At 72.8% G+C, this 25,311-nt stretch carries 19 protein-coding genes, 2 tRNA genes and 1 pseudogene; 19 read left to right on the forward strand and 3 right to left on the reverse strand.

The features are described 5' to 3' along the window. Positions 1–30: 30 nt before the first annotated feature. Complete coding sequence (locus AB0O36_RS11970) at positions 31–1,338, forward strand: hypothetical protein (RefSeq protein ID WP_365107748.1); 1,308 nt, start codon at positions 31–33, stop codon at positions 1,336–1,338. 81 nt (positions 1,339–1,419) lie between these two features. Here AB0O36_RS11970 and AB0O36_RS11975 read toward each other — a convergent pair whose 3' ends face one another. Further along, positions 1,420–2,490 carry a M48 family metallopeptidase gene (locus AB0O36_RS11975; RefSeq protein ID WP_365107751.1) on the reverse strand — a complete coding sequence of 357 codons (1,071 nt, stop codon included), beginning with the start codon at positions 2,488–2,490 and terminating at the stop codon, positions 1,420–1,422. 141 nt (positions 2,491–2,631) lie between these two features. Here AB0O36_RS11975 and AB0O36_RS11980 point away from each other — a divergent pair, with 141 nt between their 5' ends. The 14 genes and pseudogenes from AB0O36_RS11980 (at position 2,632) to AB0O36_RS12045 (ending at position 17,195) form a co-directional block, all read left to right on the forward strand. Continuing rightward, positions 2,632–2,799 carry a hypothetical protein gene (locus tag AB0O36_RS11980; RefSeq protein ID WP_365107754.1) on the forward strand — a complete coding sequence of 56 codons (168 nt, stop codon included), beginning with the start codon at positions 2,632–2,634 and terminating at the stop codon, positions 2,797–2,799. 50 nt (positions 2,800–2,849) lie between these two features. Then, entirely contained in the window at positions 2,850–3,467 is a 618-nt protein-coding gene (nadD, locus tag AB0O36_RS11985; protein ID WP_365107756.1) for a nicotinate-nucleotide adenylyltransferase, read from the forward strand. 24 nt (positions 3,468–3,491) lie between these two features. Next, entirely contained in the window at positions 3,492–5,246 is a 1,755-nt protein-coding gene (locus AB0O36_RS11990) for an LCP family protein (RefSeq protein WP_365107758.1), read from the forward strand. Positions 5,247–5,376: 130 nt separating this feature from the next. Then, positions 5,377–5,823 carry a ribosome silencing factor gene (gene rsfS / locus AB0O36_RS11995; protein ID WP_365107761.1) on the forward strand — a complete coding sequence of 149 codons (447 nt, stop codon included), beginning with the start codon at positions 5,377–5,379 and terminating at the stop codon, positions 5,821–5,823. Beyond that, a complete protein-coding gene (locus tag AB0O36_RS12000) occupies positions 5,820–6,494 on the forward strand; it encodes a histidine phosphatase family protein (RefSeq protein ID WP_365108279.1) in 675 nt (224 codons plus the stop codon). The genes rsfS and AB0O36_RS12000 overlap by 4 nt, the downstream gene beginning before the upstream one ends. Positions 6,495–6,599: 105 nt before the next feature. Next, a tRNA-Ala gene (locus AB0O36_RS12005) sits at positions 6,600–6,672 on the forward strand. A gap of 148 nt (positions 6,673–6,820) precedes the next feature. Continuing rightward, positions 6,821–7,054: a hypothetical protein gene (locus AB0O36_RS12010; RefSeq protein ID WP_030229679.1), complete on the forward strand. Its 234-nt coding sequence runs from the start codon at positions 6,821–6,823 to the stop codon at positions 7,052–7,054. A gap of 127 nt (positions 7,055–7,181) precedes the next feature. Further along, a tRNA-Ala gene (locus tag AB0O36_RS12015) sits at positions 7,182–7,254 on the forward strand. A gap of 258 nt (positions 7,255–7,512) precedes the next feature. Next, positions 7,513–10,377: a leucine--tRNA ligase gene (gene leuS / locus AB0O36_RS12020; RefSeq protein WP_365107766.1), complete on the forward strand. Its 2,865-nt coding sequence runs from the start codon at positions 7,513–7,515 to the stop codon at positions 10,375–10,377. Positions 10,378–10,505: 128 nt separating this feature from the next. After that, entirely contained in the window at positions 10,506–11,213 is a 708-nt protein-coding gene (locus AB0O36_RS12025; protein WP_365108281.1) for a hypothetical protein, read from the forward strand. Between the two features lie 272 nt (positions 11,214–11,485). After that, on the forward strand, positions 11,486–12,331 hold the full coding sequence (locus tag AB0O36_RS12030; RefSeq protein ID WP_365107769.1) for a DegV family protein: 846 nt from the start codon (positions 11,486–11,488) through the stop codon (positions 12,329–12,331). A 100-nt stretch (positions 12,332–12,431) separates the two neighbouring features. Further along, positions 12,432–13,568 carry a ComEA family DNA-binding protein gene (locus tag AB0O36_RS12035; RefSeq protein ID WP_365107772.1) on the forward strand — a complete coding sequence of 379 codons (1,137 nt, stop codon included), beginning with the start codon at positions 12,432–12,434 and terminating at the stop codon, positions 13,566–13,568. Positions 13,569–13,762: 194 nt separating this feature from the next. Beyond that, positions 13,763–16,171, forward strand: a pseudogene (locus tag AB0O36_RS12040) (ComEC/Rec2 family competence protein); the annotation flags it as partial. Between the two features lie 142 nt (positions 16,172–16,313). After that, positions 16,314–17,195 carry a YceI family protein gene (locus tag AB0O36_RS12045; RefSeq protein ID WP_365107775.1) on the forward strand — a complete coding sequence of 294 codons (882 nt, stop codon included), beginning with the start codon at positions 16,314–16,316 and terminating at the stop codon, positions 17,193–17,195. A 47-nt stretch (positions 17,196–17,242) separates the two neighbouring features. Here the strand turns inward: AB0O36_RS12045 and AB0O36_RS12050 are convergent, their stop codons facing one another. Further along, entirely contained in the window at positions 17,243–17,485 is a 243-nt protein-coding gene (locus tag AB0O36_RS12050) for a hypothetical protein (protein ID WP_365107778.1), read from the reverse strand. 56 nt (positions 17,486–17,541) lie between these two features. Here AB0O36_RS12050 and holA point away from each other — a divergent pair, with 56 nt between their 5' ends. Then, on the forward strand, positions 17,542–18,540 hold the full coding sequence (gene holA / locus AB0O36_RS12055) for a DNA polymerase III subunit delta (RefSeq protein WP_365107781.1): 999 nt from the start codon (positions 17,542–17,544) through the stop codon (positions 18,538–18,540). Positions 18,541–19,292: 752 nt separating this feature from the next. Here holA and rpsT read toward each other — a convergent pair. After that, positions 19,293–19,553 carry a 30S ribosomal protein S20 gene (gene rpsT / locus AB0O36_RS12060; protein WP_365107784.1) on the reverse strand — a complete coding sequence of 87 codons (261 nt, stop codon included), beginning with the start codon at positions 19,551–19,553 and terminating at the stop codon, positions 19,293–19,295. Positions 19,554–19,751: 198 nt separating this feature from the next. Between rpsT and lepA the strand changes: the two genes are divergently transcribed. From lepA to hemW, 3 genes are all read left to right on the forward strand, one after another. Next, positions 19,752–21,617 carry a translation elongation factor 4 gene (gene lepA / locus AB0O36_RS12065; RefSeq protein WP_365107787.1) on the forward strand — a complete coding sequence of 622 codons (1,866 nt, stop codon included), beginning with the start codon at positions 19,752–19,754 and terminating at the stop codon, positions 21,615–21,617. A 236-nt stretch (positions 21,618–21,853) separates the two neighbouring features. Further along, positions 21,854–23,743: a long-chain fatty acid--CoA ligase gene (locus tag AB0O36_RS12070; RefSeq protein ID WP_365107790.1), complete on the forward strand. Its 1,890-nt coding sequence runs from the start codon at positions 21,854–21,856 to the stop codon at positions 23,741–23,743. Positions 23,744–23,894: 151 nt separating this feature from the next. Next, positions 23,895–25,127: a radical SAM family heme chaperone HemW gene (gene hemW, locus AB0O36_RS12075; protein ID WP_365107793.1), complete on the forward strand. Its 1,233-nt coding sequence runs from the start codon at positions 23,895–23,897 to the stop codon at positions 25,125–25,127. The last annotated feature ends 184 nt before the right edge of the window (positions 25,128–25,311 follow it).

The raw sequence follows: 25,311 nt of genomic DNA on the forward strand, positions 1-25,311 counted from the left end.
ACGACCTCCTCCCGGAGCAGGGAGACGCGCATGGCCGTGCCACGAGATCCATATGACGCCACCCCCGATCCCTTCGGCGGGGGCGAGGACGACTTCCGGTCGGACGAATACCGGTCGGTGGTCTTCGACGAGGACTTCGTCCGGGCTGCGCGCCTCCAGGAGTTCTCCGCCGACGAACGCATGGGGGAACACGCCCGCGCCGTCCGCAGCCGCTCCGTCTGGTCCAGCGGACGGAGCAGGACCGGCACCCCCGGCCGTGCCGCCCGCCAGGGCCTGGTGCTGGTCCTGCTGATCGCGATGGCCTTCGGCGCGGCCGTCTGGATGGGGCTGCGCAACCCCTATGTCGCCCCGCGCGGGAACCGCACCGAGGAGCTGACCAGCACCATCGTCCCGCTGGCCCCGTCGGGGCAGGTGCCCGGCGGCACATCGGCCGGGCTGTTGGCACACAGCCCCGCGGAGCGGTACCGGGTCGGCGCGGCCGGCATCACCCTCCCGGCGGTACGCCGCACCCCGCACTTCACCGACACCCAGGTGGTCGCCGCCCTGAGCATCGCCAAGGACTACCTGGTGCAGTCCTCGCTCGACCCGGACGTGCTCGCCGGGGAGGCGTCCCGCCCGGTCCGCATCCTGCTCGACCCCGACCAGCTGGACCAGTTCGACCGCAGCATGGGCTCCACGGGCGGCGATCCGCACCTCGCCGCCACCGGCTGGCTGGTGCGCTTCGCCCCGGGTACCGCCGTGATGGCCGATTCCCGGGTCCGGGTGAAGGGCACGCTCGCCTTCGACGAGGTCGCCCCCGGAGTGCTGGAGGTGATCTCCGACCACACCTTCGTCTACACCGTGCGACCGGCCGCCGCCGGGCAGGCTGCGGGACAGACCGCGGGACAGACCGCGGGACAGGCCGCCGGATCGGACGGAGCCTCGCTGTTCACCGTCCGGCGCGAACTGCGGATGCGGTTCGACCGGGACGACCTGGTGGCCCGCCGCGCGGAGCTGCTGACCGCGTACGTACAGGCCGGTCCGCACGACTGCGCGGCCGAGCCGTACACCGGCTTCCGGCCGCTGACGGCCGGGACCTCGGCCACCACCACGGGCCCGACGGCCACCGACCCCTTCGCGGACGGCCGGGACCGGCAGGCGGGCGGGCTGTGCGGGGTACTGGCCACCCAGGGCCCGACCGGGGCGCCGCAGCCGCAGGGCCCGGCGGGCACGCAGAGCACGGCAGGCACGCAGGCCCCGGCAGGCCCGGGGCTCGCGCAGGCCCCGGCCCCCGCCGGTTCCGGCCCGGCCGGCTCCGATCGGGCCGCCGCGGCCACCCCGGCCGCGGCCGTCCCGTAGAGCTCGCACCCGGTCCGCGCCCGGCCCGCACCCGCTCCCGGTCACCGGGCCGGCCGGCCCCCGCTCACACCGCCCCGGACGTCAGTCCTGCTGCGCGGAGCCGCCGTCCGCGGAACCCTTTCCGTCCCGGCCGGCCCCGGCGAACTTGTCCCGCAGCGACCCGGCCAGGTCGCCCGCCCCGCCCGCGATATCGCTCACCAGCCTCATCAGCGGGTCCGAGCTCGTCCGCACCGAGTCGGCGTAGTGCGTGGCGGACTGCCGGAAGGAGTCCGTCACCGAGGTGTCCTTGTCCTCCTCGCGCCGCGGGTAGTGGCCGTCCATGATCCGCTGGAAGTCCCGGCTCTCCGACCACTTCTTCAGCTCGGCGGCCCGCACCGTGGTGAAGGGGTGCGTCCGCGGCAGCATGTTGAGGATCTTCAGTACCGAGTCGCGCAGATCGCCGCCCGCCTCGTACTCCTCGGCCTGGGCCAGGAAGGCGTCCACGTTCATCTCGTGCAGGTGGTTGCCGCCGGCCAGCTTCATCAGGCCGCGCATCGAGGCCCGTACGTCCTGACCGACCAGCAGCCCGGCCCGGTCGGCGGACAGCTCCGACTTCCGGAACCACTCCCGCAGCCCCGTGACGATCGCCGTCACCGCCACATTGCCCAGCGGGATCCAGGAGACCTTCACCGCCAGGTTGGTCAGGAACAGCAGGATCGTCCGGTACACCGCGTGACCGGACAGCGCGTGGCCCACCTCGTGGCCGACGACGGCCCGCATCTCCTCCTCGTCGAGCAGCTCGACCAGACCGGTGGTGACCACGATGACCGGCTCGTCCAGGCCGATGCACATGGCGTTCGGCCGCGGGTCCTGCTGCACGTACATCTGGGGGACCTTCTCCAGGTCCAGGATGTAGCAGGCGTCCCGCAGCATCGCGTGCAGGTGCGCGAACTGGGTCTCGCCCACGCGCACCGAGTCCGACAGGTAGAGCAGCCGCAGGCTGCGCTCCGGCAGCAGCCCGCTGAGCGCCTTGAACACCGTGTCGAACCCGCTCAGTTTGCGCAGCGCCACCAGTGCCGACCGGTCCGCCGGATGCTCGTACGCCCGCGAGGAGATCCCGGGGAACCTCCTGCGGTCCCGTGCCGGCACCTTCTCGAAAACCGTGTCAGCCATTGCGCCTCCCCCTTGATCGGACTGCCCTGCCGTACGTCTATCCTCTCCAACGCCTGAGTCGGCGTGAGCGTGCCCCAGGCACCCGCATACGATGTGAGCGAAATCTCGGCCCCGCTCCCCGACCCGATAGGTACCTGTCTGATGAGCCTCCACACCACCGCCCAGAGCCTGGTTCTCCTCGCCTCGGAAGGGGCGGAGCAGCACGGCGGCAACCACGACAGCCTGAACCCGTACCTGACCGGCGGCGGTGCGTTCGTCGCGCTGCTGCTGATGCTGTGGGTGACCACCCGCCTCAACCGCGACCGTTAATCCGACCGCGGCAGCTGCGTCCCGCCCCCGGGCCGGTATGGTCTGCGCTCATGGAAGAGCAGGAAACGCCTACCGGTCCGGTCAAGCGCAGGCTCGGCGTGATGGGCGGGACATTCGACCCGATCCACCACGGACACCTGGTGGCCGCCAGTGAGGTGGCCGCCCTCTTCCACCTCGACGAGGTGATGTTCGTACCGACCGGCGAGCCGTGGCAGAAGTCCGAGCGCGCCGTGTCCCCCGCCGAGGACCGCTATCTGATGACGGTCATCGCCACGGCCTCCAACCCGCAGTTCTCGGTCAGCCGCATCGACATCGACCGCGGCGGCCCGACGTACACCATCGACACCCTGCGGGACCTGCGGCGCCTCAACGACGACGCGGACCTGTTCTTCATCACCGGCGCCGACGCCCTGGCGCAGATCCTCACCTGGCGCGACGCCGAGGAGCTCTTCTCGCTCGCGCACTTCATCGGGGTCACCCGGCCCGGCCACCTGCTCACCGACGACGGCCTGCCCGAGGGCGGCGTCTCCCTGGTGGAGGTCCCGGCACTGGCGATCTCCTCCACCGACTGCCGCGCGCGGGTCGCCGCGGGAGACCCGGTCTGGTACCTGGTCCCCGACGGTGTGGTGCGGTACATCCACAAGCGAGAGCTGTACCGGGCGCCGTAGGGCCGGTACGAGAGGGGCACCGCGGTGAACGACCCACAGGAACCGCAGTTCATCGGCTACGACGAGTACGGCCGGCCGCTGTACCGCCAGGTGCCCGCCGGGCCCCCGCAGCAGTACGGCCAGTACCCGCAGCAGTACCGGCAGCAACCGTACGGCCAGGACGCGTACGAGACGTACGACGCCTACGGGCAGCCGGTCGCCGAGCCCCAGGCGCCCCGGCAGTACCCGCAGCAGCCCGCTCAGCAGTACTACGGCCAGGACGGCTACGGCGGCGTCCACAACGGGTACGACACCGGGCAGATGCCGCAGGTGCAGCAGCAGATGCCCCCGCAGGCCCCATACCGGCAGACGGGGCAGCAGCAGACGGGCCCGCAGCAGACGGGCTCGCAGTGGATCCCGCAGCAGGCGCCCGACCGGGACCCGGCCGCGGACCCCGGCACCGACCCGGACGAGGACGACGGCCCCGGGGCCGGGACCGCGCAGGTGCCCGGACAGCGCCGCCCCGCCCCGGACTACCGGACCGAGCAGTTCTCCTTCCTCGACCAGCCCGACGACGACGCCGACGACGTCATCGACTGGCTCAAGTTCACCGAGAGCCGCACCGAACGCCGTGAGGAGGCCCGGCGCCGCGGCCGCAACCGGGTGATCGCCCTGATGGTCGTCCTGGCCCTGTTCGTCGTCGGCGGCGCCGGCTACCTCTGGTACGCGGACAAGCTGCCCTTCCTCGGCGGCGGCGCCGGCCCGGGCAGGGGCGCCGCCGCGGACACCGGACCGCAGAAGCGCGACATGATCGTCGTCCACCTGCACAACACCAAGAAGGGCGGCACCTCCACCGCGCTGCTCGTCGACAACGTGACGGCGAAGAAGGGCGCCACCGTCCTGCTGCCGAACACCATGACCGTGCCCCGGGACGACGGCAGCTCGGTCGCCCTCGGGAAATCGGTGGAGGAGGACGGCCTCGGCGGCACCCGCGAGGCCCTCGACTCCATGCTCGGCACGCACATCGGCGGCACCTGGCGACTGGACACCCCGTACCTGGAGAACCTCGTCCAGGCGGTCGGCGGCATCGAGGTCGACACCGACACCGCCGTCCCCGCCGACGACGCGGCGAAGACGCCCGCCGTGGGCCAGGGAGCCAAGCAGGGCCTGACCGGGGCCATGGCGGTCGCCTACGCCACCCACCGCGCCCAGGGCGAGCCGGAGGCGAAGCAGCTGGAGCGCTTCGGCAAGGTCCTGTACGCCACCCTGCGCAAGATGCCCGGTGACGAGAGCGCGGCGGTGCTCACCGTGGAGTCGCTCGGCCAGATCCTCGACCCGTCCCTCACCGACAAGGCGCTGGGCGGTTCGCTGGCCCGGCTCGCCGAGCACGCCAAGCTCGGCGCGTACCGGACCGACGTGGTCGCGGTGAAGCCGGACGGCGGCCTGGCCGACGAGGCCGGGCGGAGCGTCGTCAAGGAGGTCCTCGGCGGCAGCGTGACCGCCCCGCAGGGCGCCTCCGCGGCCCCCAGGGTCGGCCTCAAGGACGCCACCGGCAACGAGAAGGCCGTCACCGCGGCCCGGGCCGCGCTGGTCAACGGCGGTTACACGTTCGTGGACGGCGGCAAGGCCGGCCAGAGCCAGGCCGGAACCCAGGTCACGTACCAGGACGACGCGCAGCGGGACAAGGCCGTGGAGGTCGCCAAGACCCTGGGCCTGCCCGAGACCGCCGTGAAGAAGGCCGGGAGCGCGGTCAATGCGGACGTCGTGGTGGTGCTCGGCCGGGACTTCAAGGCGCCGTAGCGGGCGCGAGGCGGACCCGGAGCAGGCCCGGAGCAGGCCCGGAGGCGGGCCGCGGGGGAAACGCGTGGGCGGTGTCGGCCGCCCATGAGACCCTTGTATGGATCTGCCCTCGACCCGAAAGCATGGCTCAGTGACCGCCACGGACCGCTCCATCGAGCTCATCACCACCGCCGCCCAGGCGGCGGCCGACCGGCTCGCGCACGACATCATCGCGTACGACGTCAGTGACGTGCTGTCGATCACCGACGCCTTCCTGCTCGCGTCGGCGCCCAACGACCGCCAGGTCAAGTCCATCGTCGACGAGATCGAGGAGCGCCTCCTCAAGGAGCTCGGCGCGAAGCCGGTGCGCCGCGAGGGCGACCGCGACGCCCGCTGGATCCTGCTCGACTACGTGGACATCGTCGTCCACGTGCAGCACAGCGAGGAGCGCGTCTTCTACGCGCTGGAGCGGCTGTGGAAGGACTGCCCCGAGATCGAGCTGCCCGAGGACGCGAAGCTGACCAAGGGCAAGGCGGAGGAGCACGCCAAGCTGCGTGCCGCGCAGGCCGATGACGACCTGGACGGTGATCTGTTCTGAGCACCACCGGCGAGACCGGCACGGCCCGGAACGAGCGGCCCGGACGCAAGATCGTGCTCTGGCGGCACGGCCAGACCGCGTGGAACCTGGAGCGCCGCTTCCAGGGCTCCACGGACATCGAGCTGACCGAGACCGGTGTGGCGCAGGCCCGCCGGGCCGCCCGGCTGCTCGCCTCGCTGCGCCCGGCCGCCATCGTCGCCTCCGACCTCAAGCGCGCGGCCGCGACGGCCGCGGAGCTCGCGGCCGTCACCGGGCTGCCCGTCACGCACGACCCCGCGCTGCGGGAGACGTACGCCGGCGAGTGGCAGGGCCTGACCCACGACGAGATCGTGGCGAAGTACGGCGAGCAGTACGCGGCGTGGAAGCGCGGCGAGCCGGTCCGGCGCGGCGGCGGGGAGCTGGAGACCGAGGTCGCCGACCGTGCCGCTCCCGTGGTCGCGGACCACGCCGGCCGGCTGGAGGGCAACGGCACCCTGGTCGTGGTCAGCCACGGCGGCACCATCCGGACCACCATCGGCCGGCTGCTGGGCCTCGATCCGTCCTCCTGGGAGAGCCTCGGCGGGCTCTCCAACTGCTGCTGGTCCGTGCTGGGCGAGGGCGCGCGCGGCTGGCGGCTGCTGGAGCACAACGCCGGCACGCTGCCCGAGCCGGTGCTCGGCGACGACGACTGACGGGCTCCGGACAGCGGATTTCGCTTTCCGGCTGGTCACAGGCTATGGTTCTTCTTGTCCGCAGGGAACACCGCAGAAAACAGCGGGGGGAACGGCGGAGAGCAAGGGGCTATAGCTCAGTTGGTAGAGCGCCTGCATGGCATGCAGGAGGTCAGGAGTTCAATTCTCCTTAGCTCCACAGCGGTAAGGATCCCATCCCCGTCAGGGGGTGGGATCCTTCGCGTTTGTCACCTGATGCACGCCCGACCGCCTGCATGGCAGAATCGGACGGCCGGAGGGGGAGACGACGGCCCGGCCGGCTCTGAACGGGAGGGAGTCGCTCACGGATGGGTGCACACCGGCGGCGGTGCGACTGGTGCGACAACGGCACGCCGATCGTGCGGGACATGGACCCGGTCAACCCCGACTACCAGTACTGGTGCGAGGAATGCGCGCGGGCGCTGATCATAAAAGGCGACCCCATCGAGACCTACCGGGAGCTCGAAGGGGAGCCGATCTACGGGCGCCTGCTGGACGAGCACTGCACGCTGAAGCGCTTCTACCAGTTCGCCCGGGCGTGACGTTCCGCCCAAACCGGACATCGCCGAAACCGATTTTTGGTCCTGGGCCATGACCGTGTAATGTTCTGGATGTCGCCAGGGGGAACCGGCAAGGGAAACCGAGCAAGGGCCCGGCGGCAAGAAGCAAGGGGCTATAGCTCAGTTGGTAGAGCGCCTGCATGGCATGCAGGAGGTCAGGAGTTCAATTCTCCTTAGCTCCACAGTGAGGAAGCGGGCCACCCGGATCGGGTGGCCCGCTTCTCGTTGTGTGGTCGCCCGAGCGGCGTCGGAGGCCGCTGCGGTACCCTGACGCCATGCGTGCCGTACGCCTTCTGCTTACCGGGCCGCGCTGAGCAGCCTCGACCTGCTGGTCCACGGGATCACGGTCGAACTCGGCGCGGCGTCCCCTCCTGTGTGAGGGGATTTTTCGTTTGGGCAGGCAGAGACGGCAGAGACGATCGATGGAGCTTGTAGGAATCATGAGCGAGACGAACACCCCGGCCCCCGAGGCGGCCGAGGCGCACCGTTACACGGCCGCCCTGGCCGCCGACATCGAGGCACGCTGGCAGGACGTATGGGACGCGGAGGGCACCTACGAGGCGCCCAACCCGACCGGTGACCTGGCGGGTGACCCGGCCCTGGCCGCGCGGCCCAAGAAGTTCATCATGGACATGTTCCCGTACCCGTCCGGTGCGGGACTGCACGTCGGTCACCCGCTCGGGTACATCGCCACCGACGTGTTCGCCCGCCACCAGCGGATGACCGGCCACAACGTCCTGCACACCCTGGGCTTCGACGCCTTCGGCCTGCCCGCCGAGCAGTACGCGGTGCAGACCGGCACCCACCCGCGGGTGTCGACCGAGGCGAACATCGAGAACATGAAGGTCCAGCTGCGCCGGCTGGGCCTGGGCCACGACAAGCGCCGTTCGTTCGCCACGATCGACCCGGACTACTACAAGTGGACCCAGTGGATCTTCCTGCAGATCTACAACTCCTGGTACGACACCGAGGCGCAGAAGGCCCGCCCGATCGCCGAGCTGGTCGCCGCCTTCGAGGACGGCTCCCGTGAGGTCCCCGGCGGCCGCGCCTGGGCGGACCTGACCGCCGCCGAGCGGGCCGACGTACTGAACGGCTTCCGCCTGGCCTACGCCTCCGACGCGCCCGTGAACTGGTGCCCCGGGCTGGGCACCGTACTGGCCAACGAGGAGGTCACCGCCGACGGCCGGTCCGAGCGCGGCAACTTCCCCGTCTTCAAGTCCCGCCTGAGCCAGTGGAACATGCGGATCACGGCCTACGCGGACCGCCTGCTGGACGACCTGGACGCGCTGGACTGGCCCGAGGCCATCAAGCTGCAGCAGCGCAACTGGATCGGCCGCAGCGAGGGCGCCCGCGTCGACTTCGCGCTGGGCGACGAGGCCATCACCGTCTTCACCACCCGCCCGGACACGCTGTTCGGCGCCACCTACATGGTCCTGGCGCCCGAGCACCCGCTGGTCGAGAAGTTCATCCCGGCCGCCTGGCCCGAGGGCACCCACGACGTGTGGACCGGCGGGTACGCCACCCCCGCCGAGGCCGTGGCCGCGTACCGCAAGCAGGCCGCCTCCAAGTCGGACGTCGAGCGCCAGGCCGAGGCCAAGGACAAGACCGGTGTGTTCACCGGCGAGTACGCGGTCAACCCGGTCAGCGGCGACAAGGTCCCGGTCTTCATCGCCGACTACGTGCTGATGGGCTACGGCACCGGCGCGATCATGGCCGTCCCGGCGCACGACAGCCGCGACTTCGAGTTCGCCCGCGCCTTCGAGCTGCCGATCCGCTGCGTCGTCGAGCCGACGGACGGCCGCGGCACCGACACCGCCGAGTGGGAGGACGCGTTCGTCTCCTACGACGCCACGCTGATCAACTCGGCCGGCGAGGGCATCTCCCTGGACGGGCTGGGCGTCGTCGAGGCCAAGGCCGCCATCACCACCTGGCTGACCGAGCGCGGCATCGGCGAAGGCACCGTCAACTTCCGTCTGCGCGACTGGCTGTTCAGCCGCCAGCGCTACTGGGGCGAGCCCTTCCCGATCGTCTACGACGCGGACGGCGTCGCGCACTCCCTGCCCGAGTCGATGCTGCCGCTGGAGCTGCCGGAGGTCGAGGACTACTCGCCGCGCACCTTCGAGCCCGACGACGCCACCTCCAAGCCGGAGACCCCGCTGTCGCGCAACGAGGCGTGGGTCAACGTGGAGCTGGACCTGGGCGACGGCGTGAAGTCCTACCGCCGCGAGACCAACACCATGCCCAACTGGGCCGGTTCCTGCTGGTACGAGCTGCGCTACCTGGACCCGCACAACGCCTCGGCGCTGGTCGACCCGGAGATCGAGCAGTACTGGATGGGCCCGCGCGAGGGCGCGCCGCACGGCGGCGTCGACCTGTACGTGGGCGGCGCCGAGCACGCGGTGCTGCACCTGCTGTACGCCCGCTTCTGGTCCAAGGTGCTGTTCGACCTGGGCCACGTCTCGTCGGCCGAGCCGTTCCACAAGCTGTTCAACCAGGGCATGATCCAGGCGTACGCCTACACTGACGCGCGCGGCGTCTACGTGCCCGCGGCCGAGGTCGAGGAGCGCGACGGCGGCTACTTCCACCAGGGCGAGCCCGTCAAGCGCGAGCACGGCAAGATGGGCAAGTCCCTGAAGAACGCCGTCACGCCCGACGAGATCTGCGAGGAGTACGGCGCGGACACCCTGCGCCTGTACGAGATGGCGATGGGCCCGCTGGACGTCTCGCGTCCGTGGGACACCCGCGCCGTCGTCGGCCAGTACCGGCTGCTGCAGCGCCTGTGGCGCAACATCGTCGACGAGGAGACGGGCGCCGTCACCGTCGTGGACGGGGAGCCGGACGAGGCCACCCTGCGCGCCCTGCACAAGGCGATCGACGGCGCCGGCGGCGACATGGCCGGCCTGCGGTTCAACACGGCGATCGCGAAGATCACCGAGCTGAACAACTTCCTGACCAAGGCCGGCAAGCCGCTGGAGCGGTCCGTGGCGGAGCGCCTGGTCCTGCTGGTGGCGCCGCTGGCCCCGCACATCGCGGAGGAGCTGTGGCACCGGCTGGGCCACAGCGACTCCGTGGTCCACCGGGACTTCCCGGTGGCCGACCCGGCGTACGTGGTCGACGAGGCCGTCACCTGCGTCGTCCAGATCAAGGGCAAGGTCAAGGCCCGCCTGGAGGTCTCGCCGGCCATCACCGACGCCGACCTGGAGAAGCTGGCGCTGGCCGACGGGGCCGTCGTGGCGGCGCTGGGCGGCGCGGAGATCCGCAAGGTCATCGTCCGCGCGCCGAAGCTGGTCAACATCGTCATCTGAGCGACGCGGTAGGGGTTTCCCCGTACGGGCAGGTTGGGGGTTCGTTTGGAACCTCTGGCCTGCCCGTTGCGTTTACGGTGGAGATGGGTGTGCACGCACTCCCACTCGACCAGGGGAAGGGGCCCGTCATGGAGGCCGCGTTGATCATCTTCGCGCTGATGCTGCTGGCCTTCGTCGGCCTCGGCGCGTACGCCACGGTCAAGGTGGTCGGGGCGGCGAAGCGCGGGGTGGAGCGGACGGTCACCCAGGCGCGGCGCACGGTGGAGGACACCGCGCTGCGGGCCAAGAGCCTCGGCCAGGTGGGCGTCGCCGGAGCCCTGGCACAGCTGAGGCTGGACCTGCGGAGCTCGATGCGCGCCACCCAGCAGGCGCTGCAGGACGGTGTGCGCACGGACACGTCACTACAGGAGTCACTCTCCCTCTTCGAACAGCTGAGCCTGCACGGCTGGGAGCTGGACGAGGAACTGAAGCGGCTGGAGGCCGAGCCGGACAAGGCCCGGGTGCAGGCCGCACTGCCCACGCTGCGCGAGCGCACCCAGCGCATCACCGAGTCCGCGGACTCGCTGCGCTGGGCCGCCCACGAGCGCGCACGCCGCCTCGCGGACGACGACCTGTCCGCCCTCTCCACGCGGATCGGCATGGAGTCGGACGCCCTGCGCGACTGGTCCCGCCCGGACACCCTGGACGACGACCTGGCGGCCGCCCTGGCGGACGACCGGAACCACCCCCCGACCCCGCCCGAACACAGCACCAAGCCGACCTCGGCCCTCCCTCCGTCGAAGCCCCAGCCTGAGTACCCGTGGCAGAAGACCCCGCGCCCGGAGGCAACGACCTGACACGGCCTGACGCGGCTTGACCGAAGCCCCCCAGGGGTGCGGGGAACTGCGTGACCGGCCCCCACCGGCCCGCAGATGAAGGAGGGGGTCCGGGGCACCGCCCCGGTTTCGGGATGGGGGTCCCCCGGACGAAGTCTGGGGGAGGGCGGGGAGGGGAATGGCCCGCGCAGCGGCGCCCGGCCACCTCCCGGCCGGCCACCGGCCGAGCAAGCGGAACCCGTAGTCCGCCCCCTTGCTGCCGCCGCACCCCCACTAGGGGTAACCTCCGCCTCATGTCCCGCCATGTCGCGATCGTCACCGATTCCACGGCCTACCTGCCCCATCAGGCAATGGCGCGGCACGGGATCACCTCCGTCCCCCTCACCGTCGTCCTCGGCGGCGAGGCCCTCGTCGAGGGCACCGAGATCTCCGCCCGCAGCCTCGCCCAGGCCCTGCAGAAGCGCCGCCCCGTCACCACCTCCCGCCCCAGCCCGGAGGAGTTCGCACGCACCTACCGGGCGGCTGCCGACGCCGGCGCCACGGACATCGTCAGCCTGCACCTCTCCGCCGAGTTCTCCGGTACGTACGACGCCGCTGTCGTGGCCGCCCGCACCGCCCCCGTCCCCGTCCGGGTCGTCGACACCGGCATGGTCGCGATGGCCCTCGGCTTCTGCGCCCTCGCCGCCGCCGAGACCGCCGAGGCGGGCGGCACCGCCGACGAAGCCGTGGCGGCGGCCGAGAAGCGCGCTTCGGGCATGGCCGCGTTCTTCTACGTCGACACGCTCGACTACCTCCGCCGCGGCGGCCGCATCGGCGCCGCCCAGGCCCTGCTCGGCTCCGCGCTCGCCGTGAAGCCGCTGCTCCAGCTGGACGGCGGCCGCATCGAGATGCTGGAGAAGGTGCGGACCGCCTCCAAGGCCATCGCGCGCCTCGAAGAGCTCGCCGTGGAACGCGCGGGTTCGGGCGGCGTGGACATCGCCGTGCACCACCTCGCTGCCCCGGAGCGGGCCGAGAAGCTCGCGGAACGACTGCGCGAACGCGTGCCCGGACTGGCCGAACTGCACGTCAGCGAGGTTGGCGCTGTGATCGGTGCGCACACCGGGCCGGGGCTCCTCGCCACCGTCATCTCGCCGCGCTGATCTCACCCCTGAGGGTGAGCCGGTTATCCACAGATGCTGGGCAGCCCACAGGAATCGACGGTTCCGCACGCGGCTGCGGCCGCGTTCCTACCGTCGTGGCATGACATCAGAGACGCACCCCACGCCCACGACGCCCCGCACCGCTCCGCCCGCTCCCCGCACCGCGACGGCGGGGGCGGCGGGAACGGCGACCGCAACCACGACCGCAACCGCGACAGCAACCGCGACAGCAGCCGCATCCCGGACCGCCGCCCGCCCCGCGACTCCGGCAGGAGCCGGCCCCGGCCCCGGCAGCGGCCCCGGTCGCGCGGCGGGCTCGGACAGCCGGTTCCGCAGCCGCAGGATCCGCACGCGCCGCCGCCGGCACCTCCCCGTCGACCACGAGGCGCTGCGCCGCCGCGCGGAGGCCCTGCTCACCGGCTCCCCGACCCCGGCGGCCCCTCCGGTCCCGGCAGCGCCTCCGCTTCCGGTGGACGAGCCGTTCCGCACCCGTCCGGTTTACGCCGGTCCGGCTTCGGCCGGTCGGACACCGCCCGGGCCGACACCGCCCGAGCCGGCCCCCGCCGGCCTGAGCCCGGGCGCCGCGCGCCGCCTGGCGGTGCGGGAGCGGCTTCCCCTGTGGCTGCAGGCCAGGTGCGGGCCGACGCCGCGGTCGCTCGCCGCCGTGACGGTCGTGCTCGTGGCCGGACTCGGCTTCGCGGCGCAGCAGTACTGGTCGGCCCGCCCGGAGCCGGTGACGGCCACGCTGACCGCTCCGGTTCCGGTGGCGGACCGGACACCCATGAGCTCCGCTTCGGTCGGCCCCCGAGTCGTCGTGGACGTCGGTGGGAAGGTGCGGGCCCCCGGGGTGCTGCGGCTGCCCGCCGGATCACGGGTGGCGGACGCCCTGGCCGCCGCCGGGGGAGTCCGGCCGGGCACGGACACCACCGGACTGAACCGGGCCCGGATCCTGATCGACGGTGAGCACGTGCTCGTCGGCACCCCCGTACCTTCGGGGGCGCCGGCCGCCCTGCCGCCCGCTGCGCAGGGCGGCCCGGCCCCCGGCGGCCCGCTCAGCCTCGGCACGGCCACCGTCGAACAGCTCGACGGGTTGCCGGGAGTCGGCCCGGTGCTCGCCCGGCACATCGTCGACTTCCGTACCGTCCGCGGCGGCTTCCGTTCGGTCGAGGACCTGCGTCAGGTCAACGGCATCGGAGAGCGCCGGTTCGCCGATCTGCGCACCCTGGTCCGGCCGTGAACCCCCCGGCCCCCGGCGGGCACGACCCGAGGGCCTCCGACACCGGGGCCTTCGACCCGAGGGCCTCCGACACGGGGGCCTCCGACACGGGGGCCTCCGGATCAGGGCGCCCGGACACCCGGAGTCCCGGCGCCGGCGGACGTCCCGATGCGTTGCCGGAAGACCGCCGTCCCCTCGATCTGCGGCTCGCCGTGATGGCCGGGGCGGCATGGGCCGCCGCCGCGGTCGCGCTGGGCGTGCCGGGGTTCTGGACGGCCCTCGGGGCCGGGCTCGCGGGCACCGGGGCCGGAGTGCTGCTGTGGGCCGGCCGGCGGCGGACGGGGCCGCGGCGGGCGGGGCCGGGGCCGGCGAGGGCCGGGCGCGCGGGGGCCGGGCGGGCGAGGCCGCGGCGGGCGGGGCCGGGGTGGGCCGTGGGGACGGCACTGGGGACGGCCGTGGCGGCCGCCCTGCTCGGGGCGGCCGCCGGGGCCGGTGTGGCCGGCCTGGCCAGGGCCGAGGCGCGGGCCGGTCCGGTGCCCGGGCTGGCGGGGGCGTACGCCCGGGTCGAGGCGGAGCTGACCGTGACCGGGGACCCCCGCCGGACCGGGGCGGGGCCGCCCGGAGTGGTGCTGGACGCGGTGCTGACCGAGGTGACCGGCCCGGACGGGCACGGCAGCCGGGTCCGGACCCCGGTCGTGGTGCTGGCCCGGCACGCAGGATGGGCCCGGCTGCTGCCGTCGACCCGGGTCGCGGTGTCCGGGCGGCTCGCCCCGGCCCGTGGCGCCGGGCCCGCCGTGGCCGTGCTCCGGGTGCCCGGGGCGAGCCCGCCCCGCTGCGTCGGCGGCCCGGACACCGCACAGCGGGTGGCGGGGGCCCTGCGGGCCGGGCTGCGGGAGGCCACCGAGGGCCTGTCCGGGGACGCCCGGGCACTGCTGCCCGGTCTGGTGGTCGGGGACACCTCACGGGTGCCCGACGACCTCCACGAGGCGTTCCGGGCCACGGACCTGCTGCACCTGCTCGCCGTGTCCGGATCCAACCTCACCGTCGTGCTGTTCCTGCTGATCGGACCGCCGGGCAGCGCCCAGTACGCCGAGCGCCGCGGTCTGGCACCCCGGATCGGGCTCTCCCTGCGGGGCACCGCCCTGGCGGGGGCGGCCCTGACCCTGGCGTTCGTCGTGGTCTGCCGGCCCGAGCCGAGCGTGCTGCGGGCAGCGGCCTGCGGATCCGTCACCCTGCTGGCCATCGGCACGGGCAGGCGCCGATCCCTGGTCCCGGCCCTGGCCGCCGCCGTCCTGCTGCTCCTGCTGTACGACCCGTGGCTGGCCCGGAGCCCCGGCTTCCTGCTGTCCGTCCTGGCCACCGGGTCCCTGCTGGTCCTGGCCCCGCGCTGGAGCGGGGCCCTGCAGCGGCGCGGCATGCGGCCCCGGTTCGCCGAGGCGGTCGCGGCGGCAGCCGCCGCGCAGGCGGTGTGCGGGCCGGTGGTGGCGGTGCTCTCGGCCCGGGTCAGTCTGGTCGCCGTACCGTGCAACCTGCTCGCGGAGCCGGCCGCGGGACCGGCCACGGTGCTCGGGTTCGCGGCGCTGGCCGTGGCTCCGGTGTGGATGGCGGCCGCGGAGGCGCTGGCGTACTGCGCCGGGCTGCCCGCCGGGTGGATCGCCCGGGTGGCCCGGGCCGGTGCCGCGCTGCCGGGCGCGGAGCTGGGATGGCCGGGTGGCTGGGCGGGCGGACTGCTGCTCGCCGCCGCCACCGTGTCGGCCGTCCTGATGGCGGCCCGGGTCCTGCGGGCCCGGTGGCTGTGTGCCGCGGTGGCGCTGTTGCTGCTGGTGGCGGTGCTCCGGCCGCCTCCGCTGGTCCGGACGCTGACCGGGTGGCCGCCGCCGGGCTGGCGCTACGTCCAGTGTGCGGTCGGGCAGGGGGACCTCGGCGTACTGGCCGTGGGTCCGGGCACGGCGGTGGTGGTGGACGCCGGCCCCGAGCCCGTGCCGGCCGACCGGTGCCTGCGCGTCCTGGGTGTGAATCGCATCCCACTCCTGCTGCTCACGCACTTCCACGCGGACCACGTGGGCGGCCTGGCGGGGGTGCTGCGGGGGCGGTCCGTGGGGCTGATCCAGACCACCACCCTGGAGGAGCCGCCGGTCCGCGCCCGGTGGGTCCGGCGGGTCGCCGGGGCCGCCCGGATCCCGGTCCTGCCGGCCCTGGCGGGGGAGCGGCGCAGGGCCGGGCCGGTGGACTGGGAGGTGCTCTGGCCGCCGCCGTACGGAGCGGCGCCGGAGGGCCCCAACGACGCCAGCGTGGTCCTGCTGGTCCGTTCCGCCGGGCTGACCCTCTTCCTGGCGGGCGATCTCGAACCACCCGCCCAGCGGGCCCTGCTGACGGACCATCCGGGGCTCGTCCGGGTCGACGTGCTCAAGGTCGCCCATCACGGCTCCGCCCATCAGGACCCGGCCCTGCACGAGCGGTTGCGGCCGCGGATCGCCCTGGTCCCGGTCGGCGCCGGGAACCGCTACGGGCATCCGTCGCCGCACACCCTGGACCGGCTGGCGCAGGCCGGTACGGCGGTCCTGAGGACGGACACGGACGGCTCCGTCGCGGTCACCGGCTCCGGACCGGGAGTGCGGGCGGTCCCGGCCGGCCGGAGGCGCCGGCACCGGGCCGGGCGGGGGCTCGCCGGGCGGAAAGCGTTCTGTTTGCCCGTGCCCCTCCGTCATGATCGAATGCGTCTTCGCAAGCGGGGAGTACGTTCACACAGCACGGGGGTGCATCATCATGTTCGGTCGCCGACGGGGGTTGGAGACGGCCGGAAGTGCCGGTCGGTCCACATCCGCGACACTGACCCTGCCGCCCGCGGCGGGTCTCCTGTCCTGCCACGTCCTGGACACGGTCCACCAGCCGGTACGGCAGGCCCGGTTCGAGGTCACGGACCCGATCGGCCGCCGGATCGTCACCGGCGAGACCGATCCGTACGGCAGCTTCACCGCGCTCCTCCCGGAGGGCGAGTACCGGGTGTCCGTGACGGCCGAGGGCTACGCGCCCTTCCACGGCGCGACCCTGGTCGGCGACGGCGCCCAGCCGGGAGCCGCGGAGATCATCCTGGAACCGGTGGAGCCGCCGCTGCTGCCGCAGCCGGGTCACTGGGAGCTCGATCCGGGCCACTCCGCCATCGCCTTCACGGCCCGCCACATCGGATTCGCCCGGATCAGGGGCCGGTTCAACACGTTCGCGGGGGCGGTCCGGATAGCCGACCGCATGGAGGACTCCTCCATGCACGTGATCATCGACGCGGCCAGCATCGACACCGGTGTGCGGCTGCGGGACGACCACCTGCGCTCGGCGGACTTCCTGGATGCGGCCCGGTACCCGACGGTCGAGTTCTACAGTGAGCGGTTCATCCACCGCAGCGGCAGCAAGTGGGCCGTCGCCGGGGCCCTCACGCTGCACGGCACCAGCCGCTCGGTCACCCTGGACACCCAGTACCTGGGCCTCGGCACGGGTCTGGAGGGCGAGCCCCGCGCGGCCTGCCGGGCCACCGCCGAGCTGCACCGCGAGGACTTCGCCCTGAACTGGCAGTCGATGCTGGCCCAGGGCATCGCGGCGATCGGTTCGAGCGTCGAGGTCGAACTGGACGTCCAGATCGTCCGCAAGGCCTGAGCCCCGCCGCCGCGTCCGACCGTGCTCCGCAGGGTCGGACGCGGGCTCTACGGGGCTTCGAGCCAGCCCTCGTGTTCGTCGGCGAGGGCGTCCAGGGCGCCGGGGTCGAAGCGGCCGTCGGGGTCTTCGACCACGACCAGCCACTGGGCGTCCTCGGCGTCGTCCTCGCCGGCCAGGGCGTCCCGCACCAACTGCGGTTCCTCGGCGAGGCCGAAGCGGCCGGTGAGCTCCTCGGCCACTTCCTCGGCGGCGTCGCGGTCGGGCAGGACCAGTACATGTCGCAGGTTCACCGCACCATTCTCGGGCACGCGGAGGAGTGTCGGTCCGCCGTGGGATGCTGGAGCCGATGGCCACCAGGAAGAACTCCACCGATGATCCGCTCGCCCCGCTCACCCTCGCGGTGGGGCAGGAGGAGCTGCTGCTCGACCGCGCCGTGCGGGAGGTCGTGGCGGCGGCCCGTGCCGCGGATCCCGACACCGACGTCCGCGACCTGACCCCGGACCAGCTGCAGCCCGGCACGCTCGCCGAGCTGACCAGTCCGTCGCTCTTCGCCGAGCGGAAGGTCGTGGTCGTCCGCAACGCGCAGGACCTGTCCGCGGACACGATCAGGGACGTGAAGGCGTACCTCGGCGCGCCGGCCGAGGAGATCATCCTCGTGCTGCTGCACGCGGGCGCGGCCAAGGGCAAGGCCCTGCTGGACGCCGCGCGGAAGGCGGGCGCGCGGGAGGTGGCCTGTCCGAAGATGACGAAGGCGGGCGACCGTCTGGCGTTCGTCCGGGGCGAGTTCCGGACGCTCGGGCGCTCGGCCACGCCGGAGGCGTGCCAGACCCTGGTGGACGCGATCGGCAGCGACCTGCGCGAGCTCGCGAGCGCGGCCGCGCAGCTGTGCGCGGATGTCGAGGGCACCATCGACGAGGCCATCGTCGGCCGCTACTACACGGGCCGCGCCGAGGCATCCAGCTTCGAGGTCGCCGACCGCGCGGTCGAGGGCCGGGCCGCCGAGGCACTGGAGGCGCTGCGCTGGTCGCTGGGCACCGGTGTCGCCCCGGTCCTGATCACCAGTGCGCTCGCCCAGGCGGTCCGTGCCATCGGCAAGCTGGCCTCGGCCCCGCGCGGGGCCCGCCCCGGCGACCTCGCCCGGGACCTCGGCATGCCCCCGTGGAAGATCGACCGGGTCCGCCAGCAGATGCGCGGCTGGTCGGCCGACGGTGTCGCCGACGCCCTGCGCGCGGTCGCCGAGGCCGACGCCGGCGTCAAAGGCGGCGGCGACGATCCCGAGTACGCTCTGGAGAAAGCCGTCGTCGCCGTTGCCCGCGCGGCCCGCGCCCGTCGTGCCGCGTACTGACGGGGGAGTCCGGCCCGTCGCCGCCGGCGGCCTCCCGCGCCTTGCGCAGGTGTTCCTTCCAGAGCAGGGCCTGCCCGCTGATCCCGACGAGCCCGGCCACCACGATTCCGCCGGTCGTCGCGGCCTGGCTCCAGGGGTTCGCTGACGCGGCGGGTGCGGCCGTCTGCAGGTCCTGCGCCGCGGTCCCGTTCACGAGCGGTGTCACCTGACGGCACGCCCTGCCGTCGGTGGGCGCGGCATGGGCTCCGCCGGTCCGGGTGGACTGTGGCGCGGTCGGGGTGGCCGTTGCCTCCGGCGACCCGCCCGGCGGGGAGGGAACGGCCTGCTGCGGCTCGGGGGACCTGCTGCCGGTCGCGGTCGTCTCCGTGGGTGGCGCCGCGTCATCGCGGTGGGCGGTCGCCGACGCCCCCAGGACGCCGAGGGCGACGGCCGCGATGATTCCCACCGCGCTGATCAGCCGGCCGAGGCGGCGGATCCGATCCCCGCTGCGGGCCGGGGCCTCGCGTGGATCTCCTCCCATGCCTTCGGCCTGAGGCGGCGGATCGCGCGCCGCACCCCGGCCGGACACGTGCGGGGCATGACGAAGGCCCCGGCCGGCGCCCTGGGGAAGGGCGGCGGCCGGGGCCTCGTTTGGATCTTTTGCGCCGCACCCGCGTGGCGAACGCAGGCCGCGTGCGGCGCTGGGTGCCGGTCAGGAGCGGATGAGAGGGCCCGCTGGGTCCCTTCCGGCGATCACATCGAAGTGCTCAGGCTCAGAGAGCGGCAACCTTGGAGGCCAGCGCCGACTTCTTGTTGGCGGCGGCGTTCTTGTGGATGACACCCTTGGAGACAGCCTTGTCCAGCTTCCGCGACGCGGCACGGGCGGCAGCGGTGGCCTTCTCGGCGTCACCGGCGGCGACGGCCTCGTTGGCCTTGCGGATGAAGGTACGGAGCTCGGACTTGACCGACTTGTTGCGCAGGCGCGCCTTCTCGTTGGTCTTGTTCCGCTTGATCTGGGACTTGATGTTCGCCACGAAAGAGCCTTTTCAGGTTCAGAGTTTGATCTTCGGATTGTGTCCGGCGCGCTGAGAGGGCATGTCAGACACAGCTGCCCACGTTACCAGGAGCCCATTGGACGGCCCAAACCGAGCGCAGTGGCGCAAGCATGGGACCATGGTGGCCTGCGTAACGTTCCGAATTGAGACCCGAGAACCCGAGAATCAGGACACTGCGTGCCCGCCATCCCCAGCCACGTGCCCGAGCCGAGCCGTACCGACCCGGCGCTGATCCGCAACTTCTGCATCATCGCGCACATCGACCACGGCAAGTCGACCCTCGCCGACCGGATGCTCCAGCTCACCGGCGTCGTCGACCAGCGGCAGATGCGTGCCCAGTACCTCGACCGCATGGACATCGAGCGTGAGCGCGGCATCACGATCAAGTCGCAGGCGGTCCGTCTGCCCTGGGCGCCCACCGCGGGTGACGGCCAGGGCAAGACCCACATCCTGAACATGATCGACACGCCCGGGCACGTCGACTTCACCTACGAGGTCTCCCGGTCCCTCGCCGCGTGCGAGGGCACCGTCCTCCTGGTGGACGCGGCCCAGGGCATCGAGGCCCAGACCCTCGCCAACCTGTACCTGGCGATGGAGAACGACCTCGCGATCGTCCCGGTCCTCAACAAGATCGACCTGCCGGCCGCCCAGCCGGAGAAGTTCGCCGAGGAGCTGGCGAACCTGGTCGGCTGCGAGCCCGACGACGTCCTGCGCGTCTCGGCGAAGACCGGCCTCGGCGTGGACACGCTGCTCGACCGCGTGGTCCAGACCGTCCCGGCCCCGGTCGGCGTCAAGGACGCCCCCGCCCGCGCGATGATCTTCGACTCGGTCTACGACTCGTACCGCGGTGTGGTCACGTACGTCCGTGTGGTCGACGGCACGCTCAACAAGCGCGAGCGCATCCGGATGATGTCCACCGGCGCCACGCACGAGCTCCTGGAGATCGGCACCAACTCGCCCGAGATGCTGCCGGCCGACGGTCTCTCCGTGGGTGAGGTGGGCTACCTGATCACCGGTGTGAAGGACGTCCGCCAGTCCAAGGTCGGCGACACCATCACCCAGCAGGTCAACGGCGCCACCGAGTCCCTCGGCGGCTACAAGGACCCGAAGCCGATGGTCTTCTCGGGCCTGTACCCGCTCGACGGCTCGGACTACCCGGAGCTGCGCGAGGCCCTGGACAAGCTCCAGCTCAACGACGCCGCGCTCGTCTACGAGCCGGAGACCTCGGCGGCGCTCGGCTTCGGCTTCCGCGTCGGCTTCCTCGGCCTGCTGCACCTGGACGTGATCCGTGAGCGCCTGGAGCGCGAGTTCGGCCTCGACCTGATCGCCACCGCGCCCAACGTGGTCTACCGCGTGGTCCTGGAGGACAAGACCGAGATCACGGTCACCAACCCGAGCGAGTTCCCCGAGGGCAAGATCTCGGAGGTCTACGAGCCGGTCGTGCGCGCCACGATCCTCGCGCCCACCGAGTTCATCGGCTCGATCATGGAGCTGTGCCAGAACCGGCGCGGCACCCTCCTCGGCATGGACTACCTCTCCGAGGACCGGGTCGAGATCCGCTACACCCTCCCGCTCGCCGAGATCGTCTTCGACTTCTTCGACCAGCTGAAGTCCAAGACCCGCGGTTACGCCTCCCTCGACTACGAGCCCACCGGCGAGCAGGCCTCCAGCCTGGTCAAGGTGGACATCCTGCTGCACGGCGACAAGGTCGACGCGTTCTCCGCGATCACCCACAAGGACGCCGCCTACGCCTACGGCGTGCGCCTGGTCGCCAAGCTGCGCGAGCTCATTCCGCGGCAGGCGTTCGAGGTGCCGATCCAGGCCGCCATCGGCTCCCGCGTCATCGCCCGCGAGACCATCCGGGCCATCCGCAAGGACGTCCTCGCCAAGTGCTACGGCGGTGACATCTCCCGTAAGCGGAAGCTGCTGGAGAAGCAGAAGGAAGGCAAGAAGCGGATGAAGATGGTCGGCTCCGTGGAGGTCCCGCAGGAGGCCTTCATCGCGGTGCTGTCCAGCGACGAGTCCGGCGCCAAGAAGAAGTAGCCGCCGGGCGGTCCCGGCGGCCGGGGCGGGTGACGGCCCGTCACGGGCCGCCCCGCCGGACGGCCGCCGACTCGTCACCGCTCATACGGAATTGGCCCCCGCGCTCCGGCGCGGGGGCTTCTTTCGTTATGAATCGGCCGCCCGCGGGCCCTTACGCACCGGCCGGGCGGCCCCCTACCCTGATCACTGGTTACTCGCCAGTTACACAAGCCCTGCCGCGTGGTCCGGAGGATGTCGTGAGCGACACACAGACGATGATCGAGAACCGCCCGCCCTCCGTGGCGGCCCTCTTCCTTGAGCGTGTCGCAGCAACCCCCGACACCGAGGCGTACCGCTATCCGGTCCCCTCGGCCGCCGGCCGGGGGCCCGACGACTGGAAATCGCTCAGCTGGGGAGAGGCCGCCGAACGGGTCTTCGCCATCGCCGCCGGCCTGATCGAGCTCGGGATCGGCTCGGAGGACCGGGTGGCCCTGGCCTCCGCCACCCGGGTCGAGTGGATCCTCTCCGACCTCGGCGTGATGTGCGCCGGCGGAGCGGTCACCACCATCTACCCCAGCACCAACGCCGACGAGTCGGCCTTCATCCTCTCCGACTCCGACAGCCGGGTGCTGATCGCCGAGGACGCCGCCCAACTGGCCAAGGCCCGCGAGCACCGGGCCGGCCTGCCCTCGCTGCGCCACGTGGTGGTGCTGGAGGCGGCCGACGCCGTACCCGCCGAGGGCGACCCGGAGGGCTGGGTGCTGTCCCTCGCCGACCTGGAGAAGCGCGGCAGCCAGTACCTGGCGAAGCACCCGGCGGCGGTCAAGGAGCGGGTCTCGGCGATCACCGCCGACCAGCTCGCCACCCTCATCTACACCTCCGGAACCACCGGACGGCCCAAGGGCGTACGGCTGCCGCACGACAACTGGTCGTACATGGCCAAGGCGATGGTGGCCACCGGCCTGATCGGCAAGGACGACGTCCAGTACCTGTGGCTGCCGCTCGCCCACGTCTTCGGCAAGGTGCTCACCTCGGGTCAGATCGAGGTCGGCCACGTCACCGCCGTGGACGGCCGGATCGACAAGATCATCGAGAACCTGCCGGTGGTCCAGCCGACCTACATGGCCTCCGTCCCGCGCATCTTCGAAAAGGTCTACAACGGGGTCGCGGCCAAGGCCCGGGCGGCCGGCGGCGCCAAGTACAAGATCTTCCAGTGGGCCGCCGGGGTGGCCCGCGAGTACGCCAAGGTCAGCCAGGACAACTTCCACCGCACCGGCAAGGCGGGCGCGCCCTTCCCGCTCTCCGCCAAGCACAAGATCGCCGACAGGCTCGTCTACGGCAAGATCCGCGAGGCGTTCGGCGGCAACCTCCGCGCCTGCGTCTCCGGCGCCTCCGGCCTCGCCCCGGAGATCGGCTACTTCTTCTCCGGCGCCGGCATCCACATCCTGGAGGGCTACGGCCTCACCGAGTCCAGCGCGGCCTCCTTCGTCAACCCCGGCGAGGCGTACCGCACCGGCACGGTCGGCAAGCCGCTCCCCGGCACCGAGGTCCGCATCGCCGACGACGGCGAGATCCTGCTGCGCGGCCCCGGCATCATGGAGGGCTACCACAACCAGCCCGAGAAGACCGACGAGGTCCTCGAATCCGACGGCTGGCTGCACACCGGCGACATCGGCGAGCTGTCCCCCGACGGCTACCTGCGGATCACCGACCGCAAGAAGGACCTGATCAAGACCTCCGGCGGCAAGTACGTCGCGCCGTCCGAGATCGAGAGCCAGTTCAAGGCGATCTGCCCGTACGTCTCCAACCTCGTGGTGCACGGCGCCGACCGCAACTACTGCACCGCCCTGATCGCCCTGGACGAGCCCTCCCTCCTCGGCTGGGCCGCCGAGAACGGCCTGGGCGGCAAGTCCTACGCCGAGGTGGTCGCGGCCCCCGAGACCAACCGGCTCGTCGAGACCTACGTCCAGACCCTCAACGAGGGCCTGCAGCGCTGGCAGACCGTCAAGAAGTTCCGCATCCTGCCGCGCGACCTGGACGTCGAGCACGGCGACCTCACGCCCAGCCTCAAGCTGAAGCGACCGGCCGTCGAGCGTGAGTTCAAGCACCTGATCGACGAGATGTACGAGGGCGCCCGCGAGGCGTAGCACGCGGGGCGCGGGCGGCCGAGAGCCGTCCGGTGCGGGCCGGAGGCGCCGGCCGGTGCACGACCGGTGCACGGCCGGTGCGCGGCCCCTCACGGCCGGGGGGCCCGCCGCCCGGCCCGGGGCATGCCGGGCGGTGCGGGACAATGGACCCATGCCTTCCGCCCTGCCCGATGGTGAGACCGTGCCCGAGGACGGGTCGCTGCCGTCGCATGCCCTGCGGGGCGCGGCGGCGCGCCCGCTCGGCTTCTACCTGCACGTGCCGTACTGCGCCACGCGCTGCGGGTACTGCGACTTCAACACCTACACCGCCACCGAGCTGCGCGGCACCGGCGGAGTGCTGGCCTCCCGGGACAACTACGCCGACACCCTGACCGACGAGGTCAGGCTGGCCCGCAAGGTGCTCGGCGACGACCCGCGCGAGGTGCGCACCGTGTTCGTGGGCGGCGGTACGCCGACCCTGCTGGCGGCCGGGGACCTGGTCCGGATGCTCGGCGCGATCCGCGACGAGTTCGGGCTGGCGGCGGACGCCGAGGTGACCACCGAGGCCAACCCGGAGTCGGTGACGCCGGAATACCTGGCCGAGCTGCGGGCCGGCGGCTTCAACCGGATCTCCTTCGGCATGCAGAGCGCCCGGCAGCACGTGCTGAAGGTGCTCGACCGCACGCACACCCCCGGGCGGCCGGAGGCGTGCGTGGCCGAGGCGCGGGCGGCGGGCTTCGAGCACGTCAACCTGGACCTGATCTACGGCACCCCGGGCGAGTCCGACGACGACTGGCGGGCCTCGCTGGACGCGGCGATCGGGGCCGGCCCCGACCACGTCTCGGCGTACGCGCTGATCGTCGAGGAGGGCACCGGGCTGGCCCGCCGGATCCGGCGCGGCGAGGTCCCGATGACCGACGACGACGTACACGCCGACCGGTACCTGATCGCCGAGGAGACCCTCGCCGCGGCGGGCTACGGCTGGTACGAGGTGTCCAACTGGGCCACCACGGAGGCGGGCCGCTGCCTGCACAACGAGCTGTACTGGCGCGGCGCCGACTGGTGGGGCGCGGGACCGGGCGCGCACTCGCACGTGGGCGGGGTCCGGTGGTGGAACGTGAAGCACCCGGGCGCGTACGCGGCGGCGCTGGCGGAGGGCCGCTCCCCCGGAGCGGGCCGGGAGGTCCTCTCCGAGGAGGACCGGCGGGTCGAGCGGATCCTGCTGGAGCTGCGGCTGCTGGAGGGCGTCCCGCTGTCCCTGCTGGCGCCGGCGGGCCTGACGGCGTCGCGCCGTGCGCTGGCCGACGGCCTCCTGGAGCCGGCCCCGTACGAGGCCGGCCGCGCCGTCCTCACCCTCCGCGGGCGGCTGCTGGCCGACGCGGTCGTCCGCGACCTGGTCGACTAGCGCGGCTTCCCGCCGCCCTGCGGGCCCTTGCCCCTTTTCCCGTTCACCGGGGCCGCGCCCCGTCAGGGGCGCGGGGAACGGCGCGACCGGCCACGGCCGGCCCGCAGTCGGACACGGGGGCAGGACCCCTTACGGGGGTCCGGGGCGGAGCCACGGTGAACGGGTGAAGTGTGGGGTGGGGCCA

The sequence above is a fragment of the Streptomyces sp. NPDC089799 genome (genome assembly GCF_040684755.1).
In the GTDB taxonomy this organism is placed as follows: Bacteria; Actinomycetota; Actinomycetes; order Streptomycetales; family Streptomycetaceae; genus Streptomyces.